Source organism: Enterococcus sp. 5H, from assembly GCF_028128615.1.
Taxonomy (GTDB): domain Bacteria; phylum Bacillota; class Bacilli; order Lactobacillales; family Enterococcaceae; genus Enterococcus_L.
In genome coordinates this window covers 15105-29379 of the sequence record NZ_AMDP01000026.1, presented here as the reverse complement: position 1 = coordinate 29379, position 14275 = coordinate 15105, and the positions used below count along the sequence as shown (strand labels likewise).

The 14275-nt window shown below is 33.0% G+C and carries 15 protein-coding genes; 8 read left to right on the top strand and 7 right to left on the bottom strand.

Annotated features, from left to right (window positions below):
• Positions 1 to 33 precede the first annotated feature (33 nt).
• Positions 34 to 693 (bottom strand): ABC transporter ATP-binding protein, encoded by a 660-nt coding sequence (locus tag C240_RS11050; RefSeq protein WP_271495579.1) that lies wholly within the window; start codon positions 691 to 693, stop codon positions 34 to 36.
• A gap of 15 nt (positions 694 to 708) precedes the next feature.
• Positions 709 to 2241 (bottom strand): ABC transporter permease, encoded by a 1533-nt coding sequence (locus C240_RS11045; protein WP_271495576.1) that lies wholly within the window; start codon positions 2239 to 2241, stop codon positions 709 to 711.
• Positions 2242 to 2455: 214 nt separating this feature from the next.
• Here C240_RS11045 and C240_RS11040 point away from each other — a divergent pair, with 214 nt between their 5' ends.
• Positions 2456 to 3394, top strand: coding sequence for a serine hydrolase (locus C240_RS11040; protein ID WP_271495573.1), 939 nt, complete (start codon positions 2456 to 2458; stop codon positions 3392 to 3394).
• 261 nt (positions 3395 to 3655) lie between these two features.
• On the opposite strand, the gene C240_RS11035 is transcribed toward C240_RS11040, so the two are convergent.
• Complete coding sequence (locus tag C240_RS11035) at positions 3656 to 3973, bottom strand: hypothetical protein (RefSeq protein ID WP_271495569.1); 318 nt, start codon at positions 3971 to 3973, stop codon at positions 3656 to 3658.
• 143 nt (positions 3974 to 4116) lie between these two features.
• Here C240_RS11035 and C240_RS11030 point away from each other — a divergent pair, with 143 nt between their 5' ends.
• The 7 genes from C240_RS11030 (at position 4117) to C240_RS11000 (ending at position 10575) form a co-directional block, all read left to right on the top strand.
• Positions 4117 to 4461 (top strand): hypothetical protein, encoded by a 345-nt coding sequence (locus C240_RS11030; protein ID WP_271495566.1) that lies wholly within the window; start codon positions 4117 to 4119, stop codon positions 4459 to 4461.
• A 423-nt stretch (positions 4462 to 4884) separates the two neighbouring features.
• On the top strand, positions 4885 to 5799 hold the full coding sequence (locus C240_RS11025) for a helix-turn-helix domain-containing protein (RefSeq protein WP_271495562.1): 915 nt from the start codon (positions 4885 to 4887) through the stop codon (positions 5797 to 5799).
• 240 nt (positions 5800 to 6039) lie between these two features.
• On the top strand, positions 6040 to 7710 hold the full coding sequence (locus C240_RS11020) for a hypothetical protein (protein WP_271495560.1): 1671 nt from the start codon (positions 6040 to 6042) through the stop codon (positions 7708 to 7710).
• Between the two features lie 235 nt (positions 7711 to 7945).
• Entirely contained in the window at positions 7946 to 9253 is a 1308-nt protein-coding gene (locus C240_RS11015; RefSeq protein ID WP_271495557.1) for a Y-family DNA polymerase, read from the top strand.
• A gap of 21 nt (positions 9254 to 9274) precedes the next feature.
• Entirely contained in the window at positions 9275 to 9658 is a 384-nt protein-coding gene (locus tag C240_RS11010; protein WP_271495554.1) for a hypothetical protein, read from the top strand.
• 64 nt (positions 9659 to 9722) lie between these two features.
• Entirely contained in the window at positions 9723 to 10013 is a 291-nt protein-coding gene (locus C240_RS11005; protein ID WP_271495551.1) for a hypothetical protein, read from the top strand.
• Positions 10014 to 10110: 97 nt separating this feature from the next.
• Positions 10111 to 10575 (top strand): hypothetical protein, encoded by a 465-nt coding sequence (locus tag C240_RS11000; protein WP_271495548.1) that lies wholly within the window; start codon positions 10111 to 10113, stop codon positions 10573 to 10575.
• Positions 10576 to 10683: 108 nt separating this feature from the next.
• On the opposite strand, the gene C240_RS10995 is transcribed toward C240_RS11000, so the two are convergent.
• The 4 genes from C240_RS10995 to C240_RS10980 all read right to left on the bottom strand — a co-directional run bounded on the left by C240_RS10995 (position 10684) and on the right by C240_RS10980 (position 14252).
• The gene (locus tag C240_RS10995; RefSeq protein ID WP_271495544.1) at positions 10684 to 11457 is read right to left on the bottom strand and encodes a carbonic anhydrase; all 774 of its coding nucleotides are present in this window, start codon (positions 11455 to 11457) and stop codon (positions 10684 to 10686) included.
• 183 nt (positions 11458 to 11640) lie between these two features.
• Positions 11641 to 12645 carry an NAD-dependent epimerase/dehydratase family protein gene (locus C240_RS10990; RefSeq protein ID WP_271495541.1) on the bottom strand — a complete coding sequence of 335 codons (1005 nt, stop codon included), beginning with the start codon at positions 12643 to 12645 and terminating at the stop codon, positions 11641 to 11643.
• A gap of 631 nt (positions 12646 to 13276) precedes the next feature.
• Positions 13277 to 13801, bottom strand: a complete 525-nt coding sequence (locus C240_RS10985; RefSeq protein WP_271495538.1) for a hypothetical protein — start codon at positions 13799 to 13801, stop codon at positions 13277 to 13279.
• Between the two features lie 97 nt (positions 13802 to 13898).
• Positions 13899 to 14252 carry a hypothetical protein gene (locus C240_RS10980; RefSeq protein WP_271495535.1) on the bottom strand — a complete coding sequence of 118 codons (354 nt, stop codon included), beginning with the start codon at positions 14250 to 14252 and terminating at the stop codon, positions 13899 to 13901.
• Positions 14253 to 14275: the final 23 nt, after the last annotated feature.

The following is a 14275-nucleotide window of genomic DNA, read 5'->3' as shown; positions in this document are numbered from 1 at the left end:
AGTCAATTGACACGGTAGCTCAGTTTTTTATGCTTATTTAACCAATTCAAATGTTTGATTTTTTAATTCATAAACTTCATCACAAGCCTTCGCAACTTCTTGTTCATGTGTCACAATAACGATACATTTCTGTTGCTCATGTGCTACTTTTTGGAAAAGTTGAACAATATCTTTAGACGTTTTCTCATCTAGGTTTCCAGTTGGCTCATCTGCTACAATTAATTCGTGGTCACAACATAATGCTCTAACGATAGCTACTCGCTGCTGCTGTCCACCAGATAATTGAGTAACATTTTTCTTTGCAAGAGTTTCATCAATTCCTACGTTAGCTAAATTTTCTAACGCGAAAGCCTGTCTATCTGCTTGCTTTGATCCTGAAATTGCCATGGCTGTTAAAACATTATCCAAAGCTGACATATACGGTAATAGATTATATGCTTGAAAAATGATTGACACATCATTTTTGCGATAATTTCTAAGTCCAATTTTTGATAACGACTCACCATTATATAAGATAGTCCCTTCTTTGGGAATGTCCAGTCCTGCAATTAAAGATAAAAATGTTGTTTTTCCAGAACCACTTGCACCTAAAATTGCATACATTTTCCCACGCTGAAAGTCTAAATTTACATCTTTATAAAGAAATTCCTCTTCATTTTTGTACCAATAACCGATTTTTTGTGTTTGCAACATTATTTTTCCTCTTTTCTATGTGGTTAAGATTTTTTTCGGTTGTAGTCTTAAGATTCCAATAGATGATAGTAATATGGAGAAGAAACTAATTAAGACACCTAAACCTGCCAGTGTAGCAATCTCGGTTGGTTTTACTGAAATGTTTAATTCCTGAATTGCTTCGGCATTTTCTTGTGAACTAGCTCCAATTGATCCAAAGCCGCCACGCATACCGCCGCCTCCAGATGGTCCGCCTTGTCCTTGTTCACCGCCCATTCCTTGTGGTCCACCTTGATTTGTCGTAGTTTCTTGAGCTGTTGTTTGTTGACTAATCAACTGTTCACCCACAACATTTCCGACAATATTTCCACTAAATGTTGCAATGACTAAAGCAACTAACATACAAATAATGATTTCACTAAAGAATTGGAAAATAACTTTTAATCTAGACTCTCCTAGAGATAACAGCACACCAATCTCATATCTTCTTTCTCTGATAGTCATCATTATAATCAGCGTTAAGATAATCACACCTGCTACTGCTACTAAAATAACGATATTTTTCGCGAAACTTGCAACATTATTTAACGGCTGTAACATTTGTTGATAGGCTTGATCGTTAGTTTGAAGACTGAAACTATCTGTGTCAATTAATTCTTCAGCAGCAGATACAAAACTATCCATTTCTTTTGGATCACTCAATGTATACGTAGCTGAATCAATTGTTCCTGCTGAGTCATCACCTTTTAACGTATTTGCAAATGTATAAGATGTGTACAGTGTATTGGCTGGATTTAAGAAGTTAAACATCATTCCCATACTATCGCCATTATCAGATGTTTTATAAATCCCTTTAACGGTCATTTCATAAGTAACAGTGTCATCTTCAGGATTAGTAATTTTAAACGTATCCCCTACTTCTAAATCATTAGCTTCCGCTAAAGACTGTTCGATCACTACATTATTGCTATCTTTATCTGCTTCAGTGATCCCTTCACCACTTATAATTTCTGCCACACCATCTGAAAAATCAGAAGCCATTGTCAGATCCATGACACCACTAACTTGAAAATCACTCTGATTCATTTGAGACATAGGACCGCCTTGGGCACCGGAGCCTTGTGGACCGCCTTGTCCCATTTCGTTTCCCTGGTCACTTGTTGTACTTTCCGAAGTCGAAGTATCTTCTGATTCGCTGGAAATCGGTGTAATACCGTCCCCTGCTCCTGCTGATGAAGAAGATAAGAACGAATATGTTTTCACATTATCCAATGCGGCTATTTTTTCAGCATCTTCCAAAGATACTGGCGTTAAACTAAAACTACCAGGATCAGGTCGCTCACTACTATTTTCATCTTGACTTTTTTTCATCGCCGCTTCTCTATTAGCTGAAAGAGTCACTGTTGCCCCTACACTCTTTTTAGCATTTTCTGTTGCTGTCAGTGCAGCACTTCGGATGGTTAATCCAGCTAACACAAAAATCAAAATCGCTGAAAATACCGCACATAATAACAACGTTCTCCCTTTTTTTGCTTTCATACTTAATAATGCCCGTCTAATAAAATTCATATAAATCCTCCTAGCTGTTTCTTGTGAACATCCACTACTTTAGCTAAGCTACCTTAAATATAACTTAAACCACCAAAACAACTAATCAGCTTTTCCAAATCTTGCAAAAACGTAAGAAAAGTGTTTAAATAATTGTGGTTGTATTTTTATTTGGTATGATTTTATCATAGTCGAATTTTCGGAAAGGAACACAAGAAATTTGGAAAAAAAGAGAATGACTTTATACGGAATGATTTTCTCTATTTGTTTCTTTTTAATCGTGTCTTTCTTTTTTTCTACCCATACAGTAGATTACGCGTACGAAACAAAAACAAGCGAAAAAAAGAACATTCCGGAGGAAAAAACAATACCTTCTCCAGAAAAAACTAGTGAAACACCTCCTGAAGAAACTCCTGAATTTGTTGCATTTTATAATAAAATCGAACAAACGTTAACACAAAGTGCAGAGCTTTTTAAAGGAGATGTTGGAATCACCTACGTAGACCTTACAACAGGTAAACAGGTTTCAATTAACGGAACAAAAGAATTTTACAGCGCCAGCACAATTAAAGTCCCACTAGCAATGATGATCGCTGACAAAGTTCAAGCAGGTACATTAAAATGGGACGATGAGCTTTCTTATACCCCGAAAAATTATGAAGAAGGTACAGGGATTATTATTAATAATATTCAGCCTAAATATTCTGTAAGAACCCTTCAAGAATATAACATTACCTATTCGGATAATATTGCTAAAAATATGTTGTATGATACTTTTGGCGACAGTGTGAAAGCTAAACAAGCACTGTATGCTCACTTTTTACAAAGAGAAACCGACTGGGATGATGCAAAATTTACGTCGGAAGATGCCGCAAAAATTTTAAGTATTCTGTATGAGGAAAAAGCAACAAATCAAGAGTACCAGACGATTTATAACTATATGAAACACACTGTTTTTCACGAACGCATGGAAACTCCAACAACTTCTGGTAAAGTTGCACACAAAATCGGATCATATGCTGGAAATCTCCATGATATCGGGATTTTAGAAACAGAACACCCATTTATTCTAACTGTCTTTACTAATGGTCAAACAGATGCTGGAATTTCATTTATTGCAACTGTTACCGATCAATTGTGGGCAATCCAAAGTAATGATTATCCACAAAAATAGTAATTGTTTCATTTATTAGCTTACTAATTTAACTGTCTTGAACACTTTCACTATGATTTTTGAAAGTATTCAAGATTTTTTTATTTTCCAAAAATAAAAAACAAAAAACCCACCTTCGTCAGAAGATGGGAAAGGAGTTTTACTCATAAGAGTAAATGAAAAAAATTGTAGTTAGGATAAATTTATCTTACTAGCTTCTCACTTATTTTTCAAACAATATGCATTTTATATTTACATTGCATATCATTTTTATACTTTTTTTCAAAAAAAGAAAGCCTCTAATTCATATGCTGATCTATGTACTCTTTCTATTATGGTTTCTTTCCAAACATCTGTAAACCAGTCGTACTGAATTTGTTTAATAACACTCTTTTGTATCTCAATCATTAACGCTTGACCGTCAATCTGTTTATCATAAAATGAACTTAAGGCTGCTAGTACTTTTTGATTATTATGTTGTTCAAAACGATAGACACGTCCTTTTTCTACATAATAAAACCAATGATTAATAATAATTGCAAATCGCTCTTCTCTTTCTTCTAGAAACGTAACAAACATCTTAGGGGTTATTTTTTTCATGTAGACTCCTTTCACCTTTAGCTGTATTCTAACATAATCTAATCTTTAGACAAAATCTTCAACGAAAAACTTAATGAGATTAAATCAGTACATTTTGGTATAATTGATTGTGAGTATATATTTTTATAGATTGGAGAACATTTATGCAAAAACTAGTAAAAGTAACAACGACTTTTCAAAATATTTGGTTAATTGATTTAAAAGATGAGCTTTTTTCTGAAAAAAATACTATTTTATTTGGAGACACTTTACGGCTTTCTATCTCTAAAAATGACTCTTATTATTTTTCTGAGTCAATTGGTTTGACTTACGACAGAGAAATCATATCAAAAGATTTACCGACTGAAAATGAAATTGCCTTTTTCAATTACATGAAAAAAGCCCAAGAAAAAATGTTTTCAAAGACATTAGCAAACAAGTATGATATAGCAAAATATATTCGTTCAACCACTACAGAAGAGCCCGAAAATGATCCCAAAACCAAATAATAGCCTCTGATTTACTTCATTCAACAGGAAAAGTAAATCAGAAGCTACTATTTTGCACTTTTTTTTGGTACGCACTTTTTATTAATACATTTTATTTTTTTTAATCAGCTTTTTGAAACTTTGAATTTGAGGCAGTAAAATCAACTAGCCTCCACCTGTAACTACATAGATAGAAATAACGCCAGACAACAAAGCTATCAACGAGATCATCCATACACCTCCTTCAAATTTTTAAGAAATTATGTCTGCAAACAAATAATTTTCCTCAAGTAAAGAATAACAAACAGGTCTAAAAAAAGAAAGTAGGAAAATTCCAAAGTGCGAAATTGGCATAAATTTAGAAGAAATTATTTGTTTTTTTATTAAAATTAAGAAATTAATATTATTTATGTGCTATAATCGCATATGAAGGGAGAGAAATCCTTGAATATTACAGAAACTTTGCGTTTTTTCAGACTCAAACTAAAACTCACTCAAAAAGAAATGATGTCGGAATACAATGATCCTTCTACCTACTCAAAAATCGAAAGTGGCAAACGTTCTCTAAAAGTTAACGAACTGGAAGAAATACTTGGTCAAACTTCTATTAATGTGGAAGAGTTTTTTAGTTTCACAACTTTCGATAAAGAACAACAAGATTTCAGAGAATATTTTTACTATTGTGGCGCTCACTTGGAAAATAAAAGTACAAAACAAAAGCTTCTTACCTATTATTTTTCTTTAAAAGATAAAGAAGTAAAAACGTTAAGAGAATTATCCAATTATATTGCCATAAAAAATTACTTTGCAGCACATTGGAAAGAAATTGAACCGCTAACAACGGAAGAAATTACCAATACTTTTAATACATTATTAGCTAAATCTTTTTATCTCCAGTATGATTATGTTATTACAGCTAACCTTATTCGCTTTTTTAGTTCTAAAGAAGCTGATCTACTTCTTGCGCGAATGTTTCCAATCAAATATGAAGAACGACGAGACTTTACAACTAAAAAATTTGCTTACAATATTCTTATAAATCTGATCTCAATGAGACTATATGCTAAAGATTATGAAAGTGCAGAAAAATATATTAAGTTAGCTAAAAAACAAGATAAACAAAGTGAAAATTATAGCTTTAAGCTTAATCTTCAATATTTAAATAACTTGTTAAATTATATTTTGGATGGTGAACCAGTGTACATGGAACGCGTATATGACTTTATTCATCTATTAGAAAATACTGGTGATACCTTGCAGGCAGAACAAGTCAAAAAAGAAGTAAAAATGTTAACACATGAACGCGACAGCGAAAAAATGTTAAATAACTATGTTGTTGGCTTATTAAAAGAAACGTAAAAAAAAAGAATATCCCACCTCTTATAAGGTGGGATAAGGAGTATTACTCGGATTGAGTAAAATGAAAATACTGTTAGGGTATATTTATAATACTACACAAAGTAAACAATATCAAGCTTAAAGTATTGCCGTAGTCCAATTAGTTTATTTATTCCAATTACTTGGTTTTTTTAGCTATTTTTATTATGAATTTATCTTTTCCGTTATCATAAACAAAATCAGTACCTTAGGAGAATTCCCTTGAAAATTAAACTAAATAGATTAACGGTTGCCATCGGAGCAATCCTAATAGGAATAAGTGTTATTTCAATTTCCCCTTATTTTTTCAATAATTACATTTTTAGTCAAGATGACCTATTATTTCATCGGACACGTTTAGAAAGTTATTACCAAGCAGTAAAGCATTGGGATTTTTTCCCGAGAATCTTTCCAGCAATGGGCTTGAATTTTGGCTATGGTGCTGATCTATTTTACCCATCAATTCTACTGTTCCCTTTTGCTTTATTCCGACTTTTAGGTCTGGCTTTTGTTCCAGCATATTTCATGTACCAATTTGTCATTAGTCTAACAACAGCAGCTACTTCTTTTTACTTTATGGATTCAATTAGCCATTCAAAAAAAAGTGCATTATTATTTTCTAGCTTTTATACATTATCCACCTATCGCTTAATTGACCAATCCGTTCGTGCTGCGTTGGGAGAAACCTTGGCATTTGCTTTCTTACCTTTGGTTGCATTAGGTGCTTATTCTATTTTTTATAGTGATAAACCGCGTTGGAAACTTTTGGCGGTTGGTATGAGCTTTTTAATCGCTTGTCATTTAATTACCGCGTTCTACACATTTATTTTCTTAATCATTTTTATCTTACTCAATTGGAAAAAATGCAGTCAAATTCAAATGAAAAGTATTCTTTCTGCTGGTTTATTATCTGTCGGTCTCTCTGCTTGGTTTCTATTTCCATATTTAGAACAAACACATCACTTAACGTTTAATTTCAACAAAACAATTTTATGGGCAACTGGTTTGAATTTTGGATTAGGCGATTTATTTGTCAATAGCTTAACTAATTTAAGCGCGCCTTTTGCAAACTTAAAACCGAATCTAGGCGTATTCCTATTAATTGTTGTGATAGTGGCTGGCTTGAACTATCCTAAATTAACTACAAAAAATAAACAGCTCACTTTAGCTACCCTTTTTACTGTTTTACTTAGTACTAATATTTTTCCTTGGGCTATATTTAAAGAATCTATTTTAGCAACTATTCAATTTCCATGGAGATTGTTATTATTCGCTTCATTTTTCGCTAGTTTGCTTGCTGTAAATTTGATCAAACAATTTAATTGGCTTTCAAGTAGAAATACGTTACTCTTTATTGCCTTGTGTAGTTTTTTGGCAATTAGTTTCAATGTTAATAACTTAATGCAAAGTCAAGCTCAAAACTATTCAACAATTACAAATGAAAATTTTACTGATTTCTACGAATCAGAAATTGGTCATGGTAAAGAGTATTTGGTTAAAGATACCGATTTTAAGACTTACTTTGCTAACCCTGGACTAATTATCAACGGCGTTCCTTACGCTGATTCTTCAAAGCAAACAATCAACACCTATCATTATAGCCAGTATACGTTGCGTACGAATGGTGTTCAAGAAGTACAGCTGCCTAAATTTTACTATAAAGGCTATCAAGTAACTGATAATCAAAAAGTTATTGAAAACTATAATAAAAATGGCTTAGTCACCGTTAAACTTGATTCCGGCGTCCATACACTAGTTATTTCTTATAAAAAGACGCTGATTCAAAAAATTTCTACAGCTTTTTCACTTTTAGTCGTTGGGGTGCTTATCCTAGTAAGCTTGCCTCCTGTTAAGAAAAAATTTGAAACTAACAAACCTTTAAAAGCTAAATAAATATTTATAAAAAAATTGAGCGATGTTTTTCTACATTGTTCAATTTTTTTATATTGTTCAAAAATTTATTTTTTTTGATTTTATCGTCGTTTTTTTATACCTTTTTATCAGTTAGTTTTTACCTTATCCTCTTTCTTTTACGAATCTCTAGCATTTGGTTAACTATCTTATTCTAGACTTTTCGAACAAACGTTCGTATAATAGGTTTACATTCTTTAGAATAGAGGTGATAATTATGACGTTTGATTACAAAAAAGAAGAGCGAAGAGACGTTTTATGTATAGACGTAAAATCTTTTTACGCCTCTGTTGAATGTGTTCAAAGAGGGCTTCATCCATTAAGAGAAATGTTGGTCGTGATGAGCCATGCAGAAAATACTGGTGGACTTGTCCTTGCTTCTTCCCCTATGGCAAAGAAAAAATTAGGGATCTCCAATGTCATGAGAAAATGGGATTTACCCAATCATCCTGAATTAAAAATTGTTCCGCCAAGAATGAAACTATACATTAAAGAAAATATGAAAATCAATAATATTTATAAAAACTATGTTGCTGAAGAAGATTTACTCATTTACTCTATTGATGAATCTTTTCTTGATTTAACCGCAAGTAGACACTTATTTGCTTCATCCACTTATGAATTCGCTAGAAAGATACAGAAACAAATTTTTGACGAGACTGGCTTATACGTGACGATTGGCATTGGTGATAATCCTCTTCTCGCTAAACTTGCTTTAGATAATGCCGCAAAACATAATCATGATTTTATAGCTGAATGGCATTACGAATCTGTTCCACAAACCGTTTGGAAAATTGAGCCAATAACTGAAATGTGGGGTATCGGCACTAGAACAGCCAAACGATTAAAACGTTTGGGCATCTACTCTGTTTATGATTTAGCACAGGCTAGCCCTCACCTACTTAAAGAACGTATCGGAATGATTGGAGAACAGTTACATGCTCATGCTTGGGGTATTGATCGCAGTAAATTATCCGATACCTACACGCCCATAGAAAAGTCCTACGGTAACAGCCAAGTCCTACCGCGAGACTACTTAAAACAAGCTGAAATCGAAATCGTTATTCGTGAAATGGCCGACCAAGTAGCAGCAAGAATCAGACGACATCATGCACAAACTAAGTGCATAAGCCTATTTATCGGCTATTCTATGGGTTATCGTGATAGCAACGGTAAAGGAGGTTTCCACCAGCAACTTAAGATTCCCGTTACCAGCAGTACTAAATTGCTAACTGAATATTGCATCGAAATTTTTAGAAACAATTGGCACGGTCAAGAGATTCGTCATGTCGGTATTACCTACTCACAATTAGTTTACACCGATAGTATTCAATTAGATTTATTTCATGACCCTGATGAACAAATTCAAGAGTTAAAACTAGATCTATTAATTGACACCATTCGAAAAAAATATGGCTATACTTCCCTAATTCATGCAAACTCAATCACAACTGGTGGTACTGCTGTCTCTAGATCTTCTCTAGTTGGCGGACATGCTGGCGGAATGGATGGTATCCAGGAATAAACTATAGAAAGGTTGATACCTATGTCTCAAAAAATTGATTTGTCCGACCCTTATTTTAATGATTATCATGATCGAGGCATAAAAAAATGGAATGGTTTTTACTTATCTGAACATACAGCAATCATTAATGCAGAAAATGCAGCAGCAAGAAAAACTGTACCTAAAAAAAAGCGAATGACGGAGACTGAAATTGGTCAAGTACTTGAATTCGCCTTCAATAATCGACGTCAAATTGTTGTCCAATTAGAAATTGTCGATTCAGAAGGAAAATACAACGATGATACGATTGGTTTTATTGAAGGATTCGACGAGCTTGGCTTAATGATCGGGCAAGAAAAAGTACATTACGATGAAATCAGAAATATTGAATTACTGAATTTTAAAAAATGGAGTGATATGACATAACTACTGACTAAAAGACAACAACTATTTCAGGCTATATACATAAAAATTAAGGACGGTGAATATTATGGATAAAAATAACTATGTTGGTATTGTTGATAAAATTAAAGTTATTAAATCGTTCCCAAATATGTTGGTTCGATTTACGCTGCACACAGTAGATACTGATATCCAATGTATCGTCTGCAAAAAAGAGCTGGCCAATCTTTTATTATTTCTTGATAATAATAAGTATGAAGTGGCTGTTTTTGGACATGCAAACCTTAGAAAACAATTGATTGTTGAAAAATTTATGGTACGAAATCCTAACAGTTTCATTCATGAGTTCGTTACGAAAACGTTATCTAAAACTTCCTAAAAAATTAGCATCCTTTTTTATTTTAAAATCCATAAAGTTATTTTATTTTTACTTTAAGAATGGTACAATAATTAAAGACTTAAAGGAGGTCTTTAATTTGAGAAAAAAAATTGGTTTAATTTCAGCTTCAATTGCTATGGGTGCATTAGTTTTACTAGGTACTCATCCAGAGGAAGCACAAGCAAAAAGGAATAATGTTGGTACGGCTACTTACAGTCAAAATCTTGATTTTGCAACGGTTTCTTGCTATTTCGATGATACGTTAAAAACGTATTCTGGTGAAGCAGAAGATATTACTTTAACAACAGATCAACAGCAAGTTACATTCAGTTTTACTGTTAGTGGAGAAAAGCTTGAATTTAAAGGAAGCTTATATTTTTCTTCTAGAAATAGCAGTACGTATATTTTGGAAACTATGAATGGTGAAGCTTCAGCGATTACAATGACTCTATCTGTTCAAAAAATTGATGCTAATAAATCTTACGTGAATTTACGTTCTGGCAGTACTATTATGGATCGTTTTTTGATACTCCACACATTAAACCCACTCTTGATACAATAGTTATCAAGTAAAATAAATAGCTATAAGGAATAAAACATTTTCATGTTCTATTCTTTATAGCTATTTCGCAACTCTAACTAGTCATTCTTGATAATAACTACTTATCTACTATTCGTTATGCTCAATAATCGCTCTATCATTTAATGGTTGAATATCTCGATTATTATGTGAGTATAATTTTTTAAAAGCTTCAATTTGCTCTGATGATACTTCAACAGGCTCTTTCATAACGTACCATTCAACATTTTCATTTAATGGCGGTGTTGTTAACGAACCTAAATAATGATAGTAGCTTTTATTAACTGGAATCATATCATTTAAATCCGTAATAGGATCTGTTTTCTCGTTATTCACATCATCTAAAACTTCTTGGAATCCTTTGTTTTCTGCTCCCTCTTTAAAGAAGACTCCGATCACTGCGATTCGACCATCTTGGGAAGTATTAACAAAATGAGCTTCCATTGGATAATGTTCACCATCTACTGTATGCTCACTTTCCGCATGGAAATGGAATTGACTTAACTCAAAATTTCTTCCGTTAATAGTAGCTGTTCCACCATCTGTAATCTGGATACTATGCCCATTATTTTCAGCATTCGTGATATCTTTACCATAATCTAATGTAATTGTTCCAGCATCTGGCGTCATTTTTTCAGCCTTATCCGTTGGAATGTCAATTGGCGATTGCATTTTTCCAGAAGCAAATTCCCAATCTTCTTGATCGTCATAATCAATGTGATCTGATTTCTCCGCTTGTTTTGATGACTCTGCGGTTGTCCCTTCTTTTTCTGACGAATTAGTTGTAGTAGTACTTGGAGAACACGCAACAACAAATAATGCTGTGCAGCTCAAAAGTAACATAGAGAGTGCTTTTCTTTTCATTTTCCATCCTTCTTTCTAAAAAAATACTCCTTATTATATACCTTATTATGATAAATTAGAATACTTTTCATAAAATTAAATAACACTTTATATAAAATTAATTATTACTATGATTTTTTTCATTTCATGCGTAATCATAAATAAATAAATTTATAAACATAGAGTCTTAGCCTGATTTTTTACCTATATTCTATTTTCTTCTTTCAACCAATCCACGGTATCTTGAATTGTTTCTTCAAATGGTCTTGAAGCAAAGTCTAATTCCTTACTTGCTTTTTCATGTGAAAATAAATTGTTGCGTGTTAAATTATAAAGTTCAAATTTTAATACTTCTTTATCTGTTTCAACTTGTTCTTTTGCTAGATTTACTGATGAGATTTCCAACATTTCTTCGGGTGTAAGGATTATTTTCACTTTATTTACACCACTTTTTTCACTAATTAAATCAAACATCTGTCTCATGTCAACTAGCTCATTACTAATGATGTAGCCTTCGCCTTTTCTACCTCTAGAAGCTGCTTCAATAGTAGCTGTTGCTAAATCACGGACGTCAACAGAATTAAATGTTCCCGCGACACCAACAGGCATTTCGCCTTTGCAGTAGCGAATAATAAAGCTTGAGAAAGGTCCAAAGGCACTGTCATTGGGACCAGCAATTCCTGAAGGATAAATAACTGTTGCATCCAAATCAGATTTTTTAACACTATCAAAAACATACTGAGTAGCTATTGCTTTGGTTTCACCATAGTAGCCTATTACTTGATTTGGGAAAAATGTCAGTGGCTCCACGATTTTTTCACCATGTGGGGCTTCTAAAATCGCTCCTGTAGAACTCACATAGACTAATTTTTTCACTTTCTTTTGAATACATAAATCTACGACGTTTTTTGTTCCATTTACATTTACATCATAGACTATCTTATTTTTTTCTGGGGAAGTGGTGACCAAACTGGCACAATGAATAACAATTAACTCGGTATCTTCAGATTCCGCAAAATATTTGTTCATACTATTTAAATCTGTTATATCACCAAAAAAGATCTCAGCTTCGGCTGGTATGTATTTAGCGGCTGGATCATTTTTTAAAACTAATGCTTTCACTTGTTGTCCACTTTTTACTAATTGATGAACGACATTATTTCCTAAAAATCCAGCTGCTCCTGTTACCAAATAGAGTGTCTTTTTCATATACTTTCCTACTTTCTCTGACCATCTTTTTTTCTGATTCTTTCATGGCTAATCCTTATAGAAATTGCTTTAATTAATGGGTTAGTTCTTTGCTTCGTATGCTTTTTTGATTAACACACTACTCACAATAATCGTACTTAAACATACAATTGACAGTCCTATTTTTTTCATTCTATTTTCCTCCCTTCTCTCTAAACCAATTTGCCATAGTTATACGGCTATTTATAGATTTCTTTTATTTTATTCACTGTAAATTCAGTGATTGCGACAACTGTAATTCCCAAAACCATAGCAATTCCCACAGTACTAGTCATCTGCTCTCCTACTCTCTTATTTTATTTTTAATCTTATTTATTCATTCTAATTAATCCTACAAATGCAGTAAATATAGACTAATACTGTACATTATCTATCTCTACTACAAAAGTAGGAGTTGGTGCTATCGCTAGTAAATATATTCGGAAAAATTTTTATTTTTTAATTTTTTTAGCAACAAATGCTACAAGTGCCACAATGGCTACTAATACAATAATTGTAACGACCGTACTGTTCATATTTCCCCCTCCTTCTTCAGCTTGAATCTATTGTAATAATTCTATTTATATACCTAAAATTAGATAGTATATGTTGGTTACCCCTGTAATAAATTATTGGCTTGATCACATAATTCATAAAGTTCATCATATTTTTCATCAATAACTGGATTAAGCTCATCAATTTTGCGGTGATTGATTGAACGATATACCCAATAAGGTGCAATCCAACCAATTAAACCAGGAATGGCAAGAACTACACATAACGTAATCTGACCAGAAGTAACAGCGAAAACTGAACCAGCCATAAAAGCTGTGCCTAGTACACCAATGATATAAGCCCATGTTGCAGCTTTTAAAATTTTGGACCGTTCTAGCATTTTCACAGAATCCATAATATGGTCAAATTGGTATTGCAATCGAGATAGTTCTGCCTTATTTCGTAATTTGCGATTTCGTTTGAATTTTAACGTAACGAATGTTGATCCTTTCGACGGTGTAGAACTTCTTTCCAATTCCCAACCAAAATTACGATAATTATCAGTGTAAATGGATTCCCTTTGTCGCTTAACTGTAACTTCGGCATATTCATAACCTACAAACTGTTCTTGATTGTCACTCATCATTATTCTCTCCTTTTTATTTAAGTATCTTTCTATTGGATAACCCAAGTATAAATTCTTTTTGTTTATGAATTGATTTAATTTTGTTTATGTTATGTTAATTCTGATCTAGTAACTCATCTGTCAGCATCATGATTTCTTCTGTGTATCTTTGTTTTCTGCGCTTCAGCATCATTGAATACAGCGGTCTAGAAAGTATAGCTACTAACATACCCGGTATTGCCATGGCTAATCCTGTAAACATATTGTCCCAAACCATGATTGTTGACATCCCTGCTCCCATTAAAAGTGTACCGCCTACTCCAACAATACCGGCCGTTACTTTTGCCGGCAGTTTAACTTTGCGATCCAACTTTTTGAGCTGCAGTACTTTGTCTTCACCTTTCGTTAGGTATTGGCTGCGAATGTTTTTAATTTTTTCTTGTTCATCAGTGGTAGTTAAATAATTCATTTTAAACACTTCCATTTCTTTTT